General features: G+C 72.5%; 10 protein-coding genes. 3 read left to right on the top strand and 7 right to left on the bottom strand.

The features are described from left to right. Window positions 1–55: 55 nt before the first annotated feature. From ACZ67Q_RS03760 to ACZ67Q_RS03730, 7 genes are all read right to left on the bottom strand, one after another. Window positions 56–3,661 (bottom strand): DUF4082 domain-containing protein, encoded by a 3,606-nt coding sequence (locus ACZ67Q_RS03760; RefSeq protein ID WP_471175800.1) that lies wholly within the window; start codon window positions 3,659–3,661, stop codon window positions 56–58. Between the two features lie 61 nt (window positions 3,662–3,722). Further along, window positions 3,723–4,841: a DegT/DnrJ/EryC1/StrS family aminotransferase gene (locus ACZ67Q_RS03755; RefSeq protein ID WP_471175798.1), complete on the bottom strand. Its 1,119-nt coding sequence runs from the start codon at window positions 4,839–4,841 to the stop codon at window positions 3,723–3,725. Next, the gene (locus ACZ67Q_RS03750; protein ID WP_471175796.1) at window positions 4,838–5,527 is read right to left on the bottom strand and encodes an acetyltransferase; all 690 of its coding nucleotides are present in this window, start codon (window positions 5,525–5,527) and stop codon (window positions 4,838–4,840) included. The genes ACZ67Q_RS03755 and ACZ67Q_RS03750 overlap by 4 nt, the downstream gene beginning before the upstream one ends. Next, complete coding sequence (locus ACZ67Q_RS03745) at window positions 5,524–6,663, bottom strand: DegT/DnrJ/EryC1/StrS family aminotransferase (protein WP_471175794.1); 1,140 nt, start codon at window positions 6,661–6,663, stop codon at window positions 5,524–5,526. The genes ACZ67Q_RS03750 and ACZ67Q_RS03745 overlap by 4 nt, the downstream gene beginning before the upstream one ends. Continuing rightward, the gene (locus ACZ67Q_RS03740) at window positions 6,660–7,634 is read right to left on the bottom strand and encodes an NAD-dependent epimerase/dehydratase family protein (RefSeq protein WP_471175792.1); all 975 of its coding nucleotides are present in this window, start codon (window positions 7,632–7,634) and stop codon (window positions 6,660–6,662) included. The genes ACZ67Q_RS03745 and ACZ67Q_RS03740 overlap by 4 nt, the downstream gene beginning before the upstream one ends. An 81-nt stretch (window positions 7,635–7,715) precedes the next feature. Next, window positions 7,716–8,789, bottom strand: a complete 1,074-nt coding sequence (locus ACZ67Q_RS03735; protein WP_471175790.1) for a Gfo/Idh/MocA family protein — start codon at window positions 8,787–8,789, stop codon at window positions 7,716–7,718. Further along, entirely contained in the window at window positions 8,789–10,228 is a 1,440-nt protein-coding gene (locus ACZ67Q_RS03730) for a sugar transferase (RefSeq protein WP_471175788.1), read from the bottom strand. Before ACZ67Q_RS03730 ends, ACZ67Q_RS03735 begins: the two co-directional genes overlap by 1 nt. Window positions 10,229–10,575: 347 nt before the next feature. Here ACZ67Q_RS03730 and ACZ67Q_RS03725 point away from each other — a divergent pair, with 347 nt between their 5' ends. The 3 genes from ACZ67Q_RS03725 to ACZ67Q_RS03715 all read left to right on the top strand — a co-directional run bounded on the left by ACZ67Q_RS03725 (window position 10,576) and on the right by ACZ67Q_RS03715 (window position 14,003). Continuing rightward, window positions 10,576–11,421 carry a glycosyltransferase family 2 protein gene (locus tag ACZ67Q_RS03725; RefSeq protein ID WP_471175786.1) on the top strand — a complete coding sequence of 282 codons (846 nt, stop codon included), beginning with the start codon at window positions 10,576–10,578 and terminating at the stop codon, window positions 11,419–11,421. A 21-nt stretch (window positions 11,422–11,442) separates the two neighbouring features. Further along, on the top strand, window positions 11,443–12,891 hold the full coding sequence (locus tag ACZ67Q_RS03720) for an MFS transporter (protein WP_471175784.1): 1,449 nt from the start codon (window positions 11,443–11,445) through the stop codon (window positions 12,889–12,891). An 89-nt stretch (window positions 12,892–12,980) separates the two neighbouring features. Continuing rightward, entirely contained in the window at window positions 12,981–14,003 is a 1,023-nt protein-coding gene (locus tag ACZ67Q_RS03715; protein ID WP_471175782.1) for a TolB family protein, read from the top strand.

Genomic DNA, 14,003 nt, shown 5'->3' with positions numbered 1-14,003 from the left:
CCAATCCCCGGTGGTGGTCCGCTCGGCGCGGACCACCACCGGTGCGCTCGGTCGGTCAGTTCTTCTTCTTGCGGACGGCCTTGCTGGTCAGGGTCCAGCTGCGGGCCTGCACCGCGTGACGGTGCTTGTCCCGGGCGCTGATCGTGACCGTGAACCGCGTGCCGTCCGGCAGCGGGGCCGACAGGTGGACGGACACCTTGTGGGTGGCCCGGTCGTAGGAGGTGACGGCCGTGACGTGGAGCTTCCTGGCGGCGGCTGCCGTGGGGCCGGGCAGGACGGTCACGGTCGCGGTGACGGAGGACAGGGCGGTGCCGGCGGGCAGGGTCGCGACGAGGGGGCCGGCCGCGTCGGCGGTGTGCGTCACCGAGGACGTGGTCACCTCCGAGGCGGTGGCCGGCGCCAGCATGGCGGTGGGGTTGTCGGCGGTGAAGACGGGGCCGACCCAGTAGTTCGCGGAACCGTAGGAGCTGTTCGGGAAGGCCGGGCCGGCACCGTAGCGGTAGAGCCCGTTGTGGTGCGTGGTGGTGTCGGCGGTGGCGGTCAGCGGATACGACTGGTGGGCCGCCGTGAAGTAGCCGCCGTCGACGGCGTAGTTGCCCTGCGGGGCGTGGTAGGAGACGACGTACGGGGTGCCGGCCGTGATGGCCACGGGAGTGGTGAAGGTCAGCGTCTGCCAGCCGGAGGGCGACTCGTTGGTGAAGGTGCCGCTGCCGAGCAGGGTTCCGTCGTCGGACCACACGCTGCCGGTGTGGGTGCCGGTGTTGCCGGTGCCCTTGTAGAAGGTGACGCCGGTGACCCAGCCGGCGGTCGACGAGGTGAAGCGGGTGCCCAGTTCCACGGAGTTGGCGTCACCGGTCACGTCGGTGGTGGCCGGGACGGTGGCCGCGTTCCACAGGGTGCAGGGGCAGGTGACCGCGGGCGGGGTGGAGCTGGTGGTGAAGCTCCAGGTCACCGGGTTCGCCATGGTGTTGCCCCACACGTCGGAGGCCTGCACGGACGCCGTGTAGGTGGTGTGCAGCGCCAGTTCGGTCGACGGGGTGAAGGTCGCCTTGTTCGCGGCGGGGAGTGTGACGGTGCCCGGTACGGCCGTGCCGTCGGGGTCCTTCACCGTGAAGGTGAGGCTGTCCGCGTCGATCGAGGCGTTGAAGGTGGCCGACACCGGTGCCGTGATCGAGGTGTTGGTGGCGCCGGAGGTCGGGGACGTCGCGGTGACGGTGGGCGGGGCGGTGCTGGCCGTCGAGGTGTCGAGCACCACGTCGACCCAGTAGTTGCTGCCCGAGGACTGCGAGGACGGGAAGGCGCTGGTGGAGCTGTACCGGTAGACGCCGTTGCCGCCGTCCGTGCCGGACTTCAGTGCCGTGAGCGGGGCGAGGCCCGCGTCGCTGTCGGTGAAGTAGCCGCCGTCGTAGGAGTAGCCGCCGTTGGGGGCGAAGTACGAGGCGACGTAGGTGGTGTTCGCCTTGACCGCGACCGGGGCGGCGAAGTTCAGCTGCTGCCAGCCGGAGGCCGACTCGCCCGTGAAGGTGCCGGTGGCCAGGCGGGTGCCGGAGGCGGTCCACAGGCTGCCGGTGTGGGTGCCGGTGTTGGCGGGTGACTTGTAGAAGCGGACACCGGTGATCGAACCGGCGACCGTGGTGCGGAACTTGACGCCCAGCTCGACCGAGCTTCCGTCGCCCGCGTTGACCGTGCCGGGCACGGCCGAGGCCGGCCAGACGGTGCAGGGGCACGTCTGGGGGCCGACGGTCACCGGGAGGGTCGTGACGGCGCCGATGTTGACGCTGTCGTCGACCGCGCGGACCTTGATCGACGCGGGACCCGGGGAGGTCGGGGTCCAGGTGTACTTCCAGGACGTGAGGCCGGTGGCGGCGTTCCATGTCGTGCCGCCGTCCGTGGACACCTCCACGCGGGCGACGACTCCGCCGCCGGTGTCGCCGGCGGTGCCGGTGAGGGTGACCGGCTTCAGGGCCGGGAGGGTGGCGCCGGAGGCGGGGCTCGTCACGGTGACCGCCGGCCCGGTGGTGTCGGCGGAGGCGGTGGCGGCGACGAGGTTGCCCTGCAGGGTCCTCGGCTGGACCCCCATGTCGGCGAGGATGTTCACGGTCGCCTGCTGCATGCGGGCGTCCTCGGTGACCACCGTGTCGGCCGGGTTGTAGGTGGGGACGTTGGTCAGGCCCCACGACCACTGCACGGTGCCGGAGCCGAACACCAGCGCGCCGGAGTCCTGGTCACGGAAGGCGACGAGGCTGTGCGTCGCGGTGCCGTTGCCGTAGACGTTGCCCCAGTCCATGCGCAGCTTGCCGTCGTTGATGTCCACCGTGGTGGACGACAGGTCGATGGCTCCGGTCGGCCGGGTGCTGTTGGTGATGTCGCTGTCCCACTCGTAACCGAGCGTGCCGGCCGGGAAGGTCGCGGTCTGGCTCGGCGTGAGGTTCGCGACGGAGGTGTTGCGCCACAGCCGGTTCTTGCCGTAGGAGCCGGGGACGGTGATGGCGTCACTGCGGTAGCCGTTCACCGTGAACATGGAGCCGGTGAGGATGTTCGGCGGCTGGTAGGTCTGCCCGTACTGGGTGCTCGTCGGGTCCATCCAGGTGCCGGTCCAGATGCCGCTGGGGTCGGCGATGCCGTTGTTCTGCGCCATCTTGGTCATCTTGTAGCAGACCATGGTGCGGTTCGCCGTGTTGGCGCCGTCGATGCTCGGGGCGAGGCGGGTCTTCCAGAAGACCTCGTTGCCGCTGAAGAACGCCTCCCGCAGCCCGGCCTTGCGGGCTGCCAGCACATTGGAGTACTGGCTCTGCGTCCAGTACTCGTCGTGGCCGGAGGACACGTACACCTTGTGGTTCTTCAGCAGGGTGGCGCCGTTGGTCGACACGTCCACGCCGGACAGATAGCTCACGTCGTAGCCGTTGCGCTCGAGCCACGACAGCATCATGAACTCGGAGCCGTAGATGCCGTTGTCGCCGCCGATGTCCAGCGGCCGGTTGTAACTGACCTCGTAGGCGCGGCCGTCGGGCGCGGGACCGGCCCCGCCGTACAGGTCCTGGCCGCCGTAGTCGTTGTACGCCTGCCAGGTCTGGTCGCTGGTCTGCACGACGACGTCGGAGGTGCTGGAGTCCTTGCGGACGACGAACGGGTACGGCATGAGGCCGTCACCGTCGGTCTGCGTGAGGTTCGCGATGTACAGGCCGGACACGGCGTCGCCGGGCACCGTCCAGCTCGCGGTCACGGGCCAGTTGCCGCAGTCGACCAGGCCGGTGGTGCTCTTGGTGGTGCAGCTCTTGGGGCTGGTGGTGTAGTTCGCCGGGTACGTCACCGCGGCCTGCGCCGCCGTCGACATCTCCCGGGCGCCGTCTCCGCCGTACCAGCCCAGCCGGTAGATCTCGATGCGGTACGGGGTCTTCGACTGGACCTTGAACTGGACCGTGTCGCCGGCCTGGACGCTCTCCTTGGTGGTGAACCCCTTGATGTCGCCGTAGGCGTTGGCCGAGAACCAGTCGGACTTGGGGCTGCCCGGCTTGGAGTTCTCGCAGACGACCGGGTTGGACCCGGCACCGCACGGATCGGTCACCGCCTGGGCGGGGACGGCCTGCGGGAGCACCGCCCAGATCAATGCTGCGACGACAGCGAGGCGCCCGCCCCGCAGCCGTCTGCTCCAACTGTTCATGAGTACCTCTCAGCGGTGCTGTGCCGGCCGACCCGTGCGGTCGGGGTGGAGCGGGGATCGTTCAGCCTGCGAGCGCTGCGGTGAGCGCGTCCACGACCTGCTGCTGCTGGTCGGGGGTGATCTGCGGATAGAGCGGGAGCGACAGGATCCGCTCGGCCGCCTTCTCGGCGTTCGGGAAGTCGCCCGGCCCGTGGCCGAGATGACGGTAGGCCGGGGTCAGGTGGACAGGTTGCGGATAGTGCACGCCCGCGCCGATGCCCTCGGCGTTCAGCTTGCCGACGACGTCGTCACGGTCCGCGCCGGTGACCTGGACGACGTACAGGTGCCAGACGTGGACGTTGCCGGGCTCTGTCACCGGCAGCACGAGCCGGCCTGCGGCCGCCTGGTCGGCGAGCAGCGCGTCGTAGCGGGCGGCGGCGGCGCGGCGGGCCGCGTTGCCGTCCGCGAGACGCGCCAGCTTCGCGCGCAGCACGACGGCCTGCAGTCCGTCCAGGCGGCTGTTGAAGCCGGGGACGTCGTGGCGGTACTTGGCGACTCCGCCGTGGTTGGCGATCGCGCGGACCAGGCCGGCGCGTTCCTCGTCGTCGGTGAGGACCGCGCCCGCGTCGCCGTAGGCGCCCAGGTTCTTGCCCGGGTAGAAGCTGGTGGCGGCGATGGTGCCGCTGCCCGGCGCGCGGCCGTCGCGGCGGGCGCCCTGGCACTGGGCGGCGTCCTCGACGACGCGGACGTGTCCGGGCAGTTGCCCGGCGAGAGCGGTGACGTCGGCCATCTGACCGTACAGGTGCACCGGCACGACCGCTCGGGTCGCCGGGCCGACCGCGTCCAGCGCGGCCTGCGGGTCGAGCAGGTGGCTGCCGGGCAGGCAGTCCGCGAGGACGGGGCGCGCGCCGATCCGGGCGACGGCGCCCGCGGTGGCGATGAAGGTGTTGGCGGGCACCACGACCTCGTCGCCGGGCCCGACGCCGCTCGCGCGCAGGGCGAGTTCGACGGCGTCGGTGCCGTTGGCGACGCCCACGCAGTGCGCGACACCGCCGAAGTCGGCGTACTCGTGCTCGAAGAGGCGGACCTCCTCGCCCCCGACGAACGCCGTGTTCGCCAGGACGCGGTCGAAGCCGGCCCGTACCTCGTCGGCGACCTCGGCGTGGGCCGCCTTGAGGTCCACCAGTGGTATGTGATTCATGCGATCCGTCCCCCCATTGCGTGCAGCGCCAGTTCGTCCAGCGCCGGGGCGGCCGCCTCGCGCAGCCGCCGGGCCGGGCTCCCCACCCAGACCTCGCCCGGCGGTACGTCGCCGAGCACCGTGCTCCCCATCCCGATCTGCGACCACTCGCCGACCGTCGTGCCCTCGCGGACCAGGGCCCCGGAGCCCACATAGCTGCCGGTGCCCAGGCGCACTCCCCCGCCGAGGCGTACGCCGGAGGCGACGGTGACGTAGTCCTCGACGACGTCGTCGTGGGTGAGGACGGTGTGCGGCATCACCGCGACGTGCGCGCCCACGTGGACGGCGGCCGTCAGCGCGCAGTGCGCGAGCACCACCGAGCCGGGGCCGATGCGCGAGCTCGCCGACACCGCCGCGGTCGGGTGGACCACGGTGGCGTAGCGGTCCTCGGGCAGGCCGAGGCGGCGCACCAGGCGGGCGCGGGCGCCGTAGTCGCGGGGGTTGCCCACGCAGATCACCGCGCGGGCGTCGGGCAGGTCGTGGACCAGGTCCGTGCCGCCGAGGACGGGCACGCCGTCGACATCGGTGCCGTGCAGGGCACGGTTGTCGTCGAGGTGCCCGAGCAGTGTGGCGTCGCCCGCGTCCCGTACGGCCTGCGCGGTCTCCCGGGCGAAGCCGCCGGCGCCGACGATCAGCAGCGCGTTCATGGTGTGGCCTGTTCGCGCAAGGCGGCGACCACGCGGTCCTGCTGGGCCTCGGTCATGGTGTGGAACAGGGGCAGGATCAGCGAGTCGCGGCTGATCCGCTCGGTGACCGGCAGCGGCGCGCCGGCGTGCCCGGCGTAGGCGGGTTCGAGGTGGGCGGCCATGATGCCGCGGCGGGCGGACACGCCGGCCGCGGCGAGCGCGGCGAGCAGGTCGTCCCGGCCGACGGGGAAGTCCGGCTCCAGCAGCACCCAGTACGACTGGAAGTTGCTCTCGCCGTGCTCGGGGTCGCGCACCGGGGTGAGGCCGGGGATGTCCCGCAGCGACGCTTCGTAGCGGGCGGCCAGTTCGCGGCGGCGGCTGATCATCGCGTCGAGTTTGCCGAGCTGGACCAGGCCGACCGCGGCCTGGATGTCCGTCATCCGGTAGTTGTAGCCGACCTCGAGGTAGCTCTCCAGGACGGGCTTGTCGCTGGCGTGACGTTCGGCGGCCGAGGCGTTCATGCCGTGTTCGCGCAGCCGGCGCAGGCGTGCCGCCCACGTGGCGTCGTCGGTGGTGATCATGCCGCCCTCGCCGGTGGTGACGATCTTGCGGGGGTGGAAGGACCAGGCCGCGATCAGCGCGCCCTGCCCGACGGGCTTGCCGCCGGCCGTGGAGCCGATGGCGCAGGCCGCGTCCTCGACCAGCGGGAGCTGCCAGTCGGCGCAGGCGGCCCGCAGGGCGTGCACGTCGGCGGGGACGCCGCCCTGATGGACGACGAGGACGGCCCGGGTGCGCGGGGTGCGCACGGCGTCCACGGTGGCCGGGGTCAGGTTGCCGGTGGCCGGGTCCACGTCCGCGAACACCGGCTCGGCACCGACGTAGCGCACCGCGTTGGCGGTGGCGATGAAGGACAGCGAGGGCACCACGACCTCGTCGCCGGGTCCGAGTCCGAGTGCGACGAGGGACAGGTGCAGGGCGGTGGTGCAGGAGCTGACGGCGACGGCGTGCTCGGCGCCGACGCGTTCGGCGAAGGCCCGCTCGAAGGCGGCGACCCTGGGGCCCTGGGCGACCCAGCCGGACAGCACGGCCTCGGAGGCGGCCCGGGCCTCCTCCTCGCCGAGCCAGGGGATCATCACGGGGATGCGGTCGGTGCTCACTTGGCCGCCTCCCGCTCCGCGCGCCACCACTCGACCAGGTCCTTGAGGCCGGTGCGCAGGTCGATGTGCGCGGTGAAGCCGAGCCGTTCGGTGGCCCGGGAGGTGTCGGCGAGGCGCCGGACCACCCCGTTCACCGCGCGGGCGGGGCCGTACTCGGGCTCCAGGCCGGTGGCGCCCATCGCCTCGAGCAGGCCCTCGGCCAGCTCCTTCAGCGAGGTCTCCGTGCCGCTGGCGACGTTGAACACCTCGTCGGTGACCTCGGACTCGGCGGCCAGCACATTGGCGCGGGCGATGTCGCGGACGTCGACGAAGTCCATCGTCTGGCTGCCGTCGCCGAGGATCAGGGGCGGCTCGCCCGCCTCGATGCGCTCCATCCAGCGGATGAGCACCTCGGTGTACAGGCCGTGGATGTCCATCCGGGGGCCGTACACGTTGAAGTAGCGCAGGGCCACGTAGTCGAGCCCGTACATGGCGTGGAAGCTGCGCAGCATGCCCTCGTTGAAGGCCTTGGCGGCGCCGTAGAAGGTGTCGTTGTGGTACGGGTGGTGGCGCTCGGTCGTCGGGAAGGTGTCGGCCATGCCGTAGACGGACGCCGAGGAGGACGCGACGACCTTGGAGACGCCGGCGTCGACGGCTGCCTCCAGGACGTTGAAGGTGCCGTCGACCATCACCTCGTTGGCGAGGCGGGGTTCCTCAGCGCACTGCGTGATGCGGATCGCGGCCAGGTGGAACACCAGGTCGGCGCCCTCGGTGACCTTGCGGACCAGGGCGGCGTCACGGATGTCGCCCTCGACGACCTGCACGGTGCCGCTGCCCAGCGCCCGGGCGAGGTTGGCCATGCGCCCGCGCACGAAGTTGTCGAGCACGACGATCTCGCGGGCACCGCCCTCGGCCAGGAGGTCGACGAGGTTCGAGCCGATGGTGCCCGCCCCTCCGGTGACCAGGATCTTCTTGCCTCGTACGCTGCTCAACTGCTTAGCCCTCTCGCTGATGTGGAACGTCGGTGCCGGGCGCTGACGCTGACCGTCGGTGCCCGGCACCGGTGGGGTACGTCAGTGCCCGGCGCGCAGGCCGACGACGGCACCCTTGAACTGCAGGCTCCGGGAGGCCGCTTCGAGAATGTCCAGCACGCGCAGGCCCGCCTGGCCGTCGGTCAGCGGCGCCCGGTTGTGGCGTATCGCGTCGGCGAACTCCTCGGCCATGCCCCGCAGCGCTTCCCGCTCGGCGATGGCGGGCGCGACCATGTCCCCGGAGCGGTACGAGACGAGCATGTCCCGGCGCTCGTCCGCGCCGATCTCCTGCGGCGCGGCCAGGTCGACGCCCCGGTCGTAGATCGCCACCCGCTGCAGCGGGTTGAGGTCGTCCCACACCAGGGTGCGTTTGGCGCCGCCCACCATGGTGGTGCGCACCTTCGTCGGGGAGAGCCAGTTGACGTGCACATGGGCGATGGCGCCGGTGTTGAGCTGCAGCGTCAGATAGGCCACGCAGGCCTGGCCCGCGCCGATCGGGTCGGCGCCGTGGGCGGCGACGGCGACCGGCTCGACGTGGTCGGGGAGGATGAAGTCCAGGATGGACAGGTCGTGCGGGGCGAGGTCCCACAGCACGTCGATGTCCTTCTGGACGAGCCCGAGGTTGATGCGGACCGAGTCGACGAAGTGGATCTCGCCCAGTTCCCCGGAGTGGACCGCCTCCCGGATACGGCCCACGGCGGGCGTGTAGCAGTAGGTGTGGTCGCACATCAGGGTCAGGCCGCGCTCCTGCGCCTCGTTCACCAGGCGCAGTCCGTCGGCGTAGGTGGCCGCGAGGGGCTTCTCGACGAGGACGTGCTTGCCGGCGCGCAGGGCGGCCAGGGCGATGTCGAGGTGGGTGCCGGCCGGTGTGGCCACGGCGACGGCGTCGACCGCCGGGTCGGCGAGGACGGCCGCGTAGTCGGCGGTGGCCTGCACGGTGGAGTAGGCGCCGAGGACCCGCTGGGCGCGGTCCACGTCGAGGTCGCACAGCCAGCGCAGCCGGAACCGGTCGCTGGCCTGGAAGTTGCGGACGAGGTTGGGGCCCCAGTATCCGGCCCCGACGACGGCGACCCCCAACGGCTCCTGCGTCACAGTGTTCCTCTTCTCCTGGCTCATCAGTAGGCCCCCGTCCCGCGCACCACGGCCGAGCCGGTGCGCAGCAGGATCGACAGGTCCAGGCCCATCGACCAGTTGTCCACGTATCCGAGATCGAGCCGGACCGCCTCGTCCCAGGGCAGGTCGGAGCGCCCGCTGACCTGCCACAGCCCGGTGAGACCGGGTTTCACCAGCAGCCGGCGTTTGATGTCCGCCGTGTACTCCTCCACCTCCTCGGGCAGTGGAGGGCGGGGGCCCACGAGCGACATGTGGCCCTTGACCACGTTGATCAGCTGCGGCAGTTCGTCGAGCGAACTGCGGCGCAGGAAGGAGCCGACGCGGGTGACGCGCGGGTCCTGCTTCACCTTGAACAGCAGTCCGTCGCTGTTGCTGTTGAGGTGCTCCAGTTCGGCCCGCAGGGCGTCCGCGTCCTGCCGCATCGTGCGGAACTTCAGCATCGTGAAGTGGTCGCCGTAGCGGCCGACCCGCTGCTGCCGGTACAGGGCCGGTCCGGCGCTGTCCAGCCGGACGACCAGGGCGACCAGCAGCATGGGCAGCCCGAGGAGCAGCAGGAACAGCGCCGCGAGGGTACGGTCCAGTGCTTCCTTGGGCAGCCGGGAGAGCCGGGAGAGGTTCGGCGCCTGCACCCGCAGCAGCGGTACGCCGTTGGTGGGGCGCACGGCCAGGCGTGAGGCGGACACGTCGGTGAGGACGGGCGCCAGCAGGAAGTCGGCGTCGTGGACGGCGGCCGTCCACGACATGCGGCGCAGGACGGCGGCGTCGAACTCCGGGGCCGGGAGCACCACCACGGTGCCGATGCCCATGGCCCGGATGACGTCGTCCAGGTCGCCGGCGCCGCCCAGGACGGGCACCCCCAGCCGGCGGATCTGCGCCGTGTGCTCGGTGTCGCTCACGCACACGCCGGCGACGTGCAGGGCGCGTGCGCCACCGGCCCGCCGCAGGACTGCGGCCAGCTCCAGGACCCCGTGCGAGGGTCCGACCAGGAGCGTCGCACTGCGGTCGCGCCCCCGCGCCCAGCGCCGGTGCAGCCGGCGGCGCAGCGCGTAGCGGAGCGGCAGTGCGAAGGCGACGACCGGCAGGGCGGCCGTCGTCATGTCGTGAAGGAACCCGGCGTCATGGGTGAACACCCAGTACGTGCCCGCCAGCGCGGGCAGCAGGGCGGCGCCGCGCAGCACGCGCAGATACTCCTCGGCCCCCAGCGGAAGGACGCCGCGTCCGTAGGCGCGGTGGGCGAACATCGCCGCGATCCACAGCGGGGGCAGCAGCAGCGCCACCGCCCAGCGGCCGTACACCCCGTGGATCACCAGGGCGGCGGCCAGGGCCGCGGACGCGTCCGCGACCAGCAGAGCTCTTCGGTACGTGCGTTCCCAACGTCTTCGACGAGCATCTGGACGTCTATGTTCCACAACCAGGTGCTCATGCGTGATCTCAATGGTCATGGACCCCCCACCACCACATGCGCAGCTAACCCTGAGCCAACGAAAACCGGGCATGCGGTCGCGAGGCCCGCAGCCGGGACTGGATCGGCGCCGCTGTGTCTCCTCAGCACAACGGCACTGAAAAACAAGGAAGTTCCAGCGGTTCCCCAACCGCTTCATGCCCCCCGCGTGTTGACCGGCTGCCTCTCGGCACCCGGCGCACAACGCCGTTCCCTGACGTGCAGCCAGGGGCTGGTTCCCCTCCCAAACCGGTCCGGCGGACCTCAATCTAGACCACGGGACGCAGTCGCGGGAACAGTTGGACGAAACACGCAGCACAAGGGCGTCACCCGGGGCATACTGCCCGCGTGACGAGCATCGTGATCCCGGCGCACAACGAGGCGCGTGTCCTCGGCCGGCTCCTCGATTCGCTGCTGGCCGGCGACGTCGAGGACGACACCGACATCGTGGTCGTGTGCAACGGGTGCACGGACGACACCGCGCGCGTCGCGGCCGCTCGCGGACCTCGCGTGCGGGTGGTCGAGCTCCCCGCCCCCTCCAAGCACGCCGCGCTGCGGGCCGGCGACGACCACGCGCGTGGCTTCCCACGCCTCTACGTGGACGCCGACGTGGTGCTCACGGCCGCCGACGTACGGGCGCTGGCCGAGCCCCTGGACGACGGCACCGGACGCATCCTCGCCACCGCGCCGCGACGGCACATCCCGCTGGCCGCCTGTGCCTGGCCGGTGCGCGCCTACTACCGGGTGTGGCAGCGGCTGCCCGCGGTGCGCGAGGGGTTGTTCGGCCGGGGTGTCATCGCGGTCTCCAAGGCCGGGCACGCCCGGATCGCCGCCCTTCCGCCGCTGATGGCGGACGACCTGGCCGCGTCGCTGGCGTTCGCCGCGGACGAGCGGCGCGTGGTCGGCTCGGCGCAGGTCGTGGTCCATCCGCCGCGCACCTGGCGGGACTTGATCAAACGGCGGATCCGGGCCGCGGTCTCCACCGCGCAGGTCGAGCGGCAGGACCCGCAGGGCGCCTCTGCGCGCACCGGCCGGTCGGACCTTACGGCGCTGCTGCGCGCGGAGCCGGCCCTGCTGCCGGGGGTCGTGGTCTTCGTCGCCGCGGCGCTCGTCGCCCGCCGGGGGGCGCGCAAGGCCATCCGCGCCGGGGACTTCGGCACCTGGCTGCGCGACGAGAGCAGCCGGCGGAACTGAGCGCACCGGGAGTCCTGGCACATGTACCTCACCGACCGTTCCGCACCGGCGCAGGCGGGCGCCGACACGGGCCGCACACGCGGCCGGCGGCCCGGGGTCGCCCCGGTCGTGCTGGTGCTCGGCACGGTCAGCCTGATCACCGACATCTCCTCGGAGATGGTCACCGCCGTCCTGCCGCTCTACCTCGTCAGCACACTCGGCTTCAGTCCGCTGGGCTTCGGCACCCTCGACGGCATCTACAACGGCGTCAGCGCGCTGGTGCAGCTCACCGGCGGCCATGTCGCGGACCGGGTGCGCGGCCACAAGCTGATGGCCGGGCTCGGCTACGGCCTCTCGGCGCTGTGCAAGCCGCTGTTGCTGCTCGCCGGCAGCCTCGGCACGCTCGGCACGGTCCTGGCGCTGGACCGCACCGGCAAGGGTCTGCGCACCGCCCCGCGCGACGCGATGATCTCCCTGTCCACACCGGCCGCGCACCAGGGCCGGGCGTTCGGCGTGCACCGGGCGATGGACACCACCGGTGCGATGCTCGGCCCGCTGGCGGCCTTCCTCATCCTGCGCGCGGCGGCCGACGGCTACGACGCGGTGTTCGGCGTGAGCACGTGCGTGGCCGTGCTGGGCGTCCTCGTCCTGGTGCTGTTCGTGCCGGGCAGGGGGCAGGGCGCGCGCGGGGCCGGGACGGGCAGCAGCGACCTCCGCCGGGCCGACGCGGGGGGCGCCGGCGGTGCGTCCGACGGGGGCGGAGACGGCGCGCGCCGGCCCGACGCGGGGGGCGCCCGCGGGGGTGCGTCCGACCGGGGCGGAGACGGCGTGCGCCGGCCCGACGCCGGCAGCGGTGAGCTGAGCGGAGCTCCCGTGGACGGCGCCGCTGCCAGGCCTCCTGTCCGGGTGCGTGAGGCCCTCGCCCTGCTGCGCCTGCCGCGGCTGCGGGCGCTCGCCGGCTGTGCCGCGCTGCTCGGCCTGACCACCGTCAGCGACGCCTTCGTCTATCTGCTGCTGCAACGGCGGGCCGGGGTCGGCGACGCGTGGTTCACGCTGCTGCCGCTCGGCACCGCCGTCGTGTTCCTGCTGCTGGCGGTGCCGATGGGCGCGCTGGCCGACCGGGTCGGGCGGCGCACCGTGTTCCTCGCCGGGCATCTGGCCCTGCTCACCGCCTACGCCCTGCTTCTGTGGGCGCCGGCCACGCCGGTCCTCGCGCCGGCGGTCCTCGCCCTGCACGGCGCGTTCTACGCGGCCACCGACGGCGTCCTGCCGGCCGCCCTCGCCGGTGTCGTGCCCGAGCACCTGCGCGCCAGCGGCCTCGCGATCGTCGGCACCAGTCAGGCGCTGGCCCGCTTCTGCTGCTCGCTGGCCTTCGGTGCCGCGTGGACGCTGTGGGGCGACGGACCGGCGCTGGCCGGTTCGGCGATCGGCCTGGTGTGCTGTGCCGGTGTCGCGGGCCTGGTCCTGCGGCCGGCGGGCGGCACACGATGACCACGCCACGCACCGGCATCGATACCGACGCCGACGCCGACGAGGCAACACGCACCCGCACCACCGCAACGACGAACGCAAGGACCCGAATGACACCGCTGCGCCGCCGCCTGCTCATACTCCTCGCGGCGGTGCTGCTGCTCGCCGGCCTCGGTACCGGCGTCGTCCTGCACGCCGCCGCCCGCGCCGACCGGGCCGGCCAGGCGCAGTCGGGCGGCCCCGCCGTCACCGCGGGCACGCCGGCGCTCGACCAGAAGGGCCGCCTGCTGTTCGTGAACGCGGCCGCCGGCCCGCACCGGGGCGCTCTCGCCTCGGTACCGTCGGCCGATCCGGGGGGCGGGCGGATCGCGGCGGACCTGAAGTGCGTCCGCTTCTACGCCGCGGCCGGAACCGGCGTCTGCCTCCAGTCCAACCCGGGCGTCCTCAAACAGAGCAACCGCGCCCTGATCCTGGACTCCCGGTTGCGCACCCTGCGCACCTTCCCGCTCGCGGGCACCCCGAGCCGGGCCCGGATCTCGCCCAGCGGCCGCTTCGCCGCCTGGACCGTCTTCGTCTCCGGCGAGTCCTACTCGTCGGCCTTCTTCTCCACCCGCACCTCCGTACTGGACACCCGCACGATGCGGCTGACGCCGAGCCTGGAGACGTTCTCCGTCGTCAAGGACGGCAAGCCGTACCACGCCTCGGACGTCAACTTCTGGGGCGTCACGTTCGCCGCCGACGACGACACCTTCTACGCCACCCTCAACACCGCCGGCCACACCCATCTGGTCCGCGGGTCCCTCTCCCGGCGTACGGTGACCACCCTGGCCGAGAACGTGGAGTGCCCGTCGCTCTCCCCCGACGGGACCCGGGTCGCCTACAAGAAGCGGGTCCTGTCCGGTGCCTCGCTCTGGCACGAGTACGTCCTCGACCTCAGGACGCTGCGCCAGACGCCGCTCGCCGAACGCCACAGCGTCGACGACCAGGCCACCTGGCTCGACGGCCGCACCCTCGCCTACGCCCTGCCCGCCGACGGCAAGGTCGGCGGCAGCGACCTGTGGAGCGTACCGGCGGACGGCACGGGAACCCCCCGGCTGCTGATCGCGGGAGCGTCGTCCCCGGCTCCGCTGTAG

Source organism: Streptomyces sp. NPDC036813 (assembly GCF_055609245.1).
The sequence above is the reverse complement of the archived record's forward strand: the minus strand, read 5'-3'. Positions and strand labels throughout refer to the sequence as shown.

Bases quoted from the DNA above. Each gene is read 5' to 3' on its own strand.
- ACZ67Q_RS03760 (WP_471175800.1), bottom strand. From the start codon at position 3,661: ATGAACAGTTGGAGCAGACGGCTGCGGGGCGGGCGCCTCGCTGTCGTC.
- ACZ67Q_RS03755 (WP_471175798.1), bottom strand. From the start codon at position 4,841: ATGAATCACATACCACTGGTGGACCTCAAGGCGGCCCACGCCGAGGTC.
- ACZ67Q_RS03750 (WP_471175796.1), bottom strand. From the start codon at position 5,527: ATGAACGCGCTGCTGATCGTCGGCGCCGGCGGCTTCGCCCGGGAGACC.
- ACZ67Q_RS03735 (WP_471175790.1), bottom strand. From the start codon at position 8,789: ATGAGCCAGGAGAAGAGGAACACTGTGACGCAGGAGCCGTTGGGGGTC.
- ACZ67Q_RS03730 (WP_471175788.1), bottom strand. From the start codon at position 10,228: ATGACCATTGAGATCACGCATGAGCACCTGGTTGTGGAACATAGACGT.
- ACZ67Q_RS03720 (WP_471175784.1), top strand. From the start codon at position 11,443: ATGTACCTCACCGACCGTTCCGCACCGGCGCAGGCGGGCGCCGACACG.
- ACZ67Q_RS03715 (WP_471175782.1), top strand. From the start codon at position 12,981: ATGACACCGCTGCGCCGCCGCCTGCTCATACTCCTCGCGGCGGTGCTG.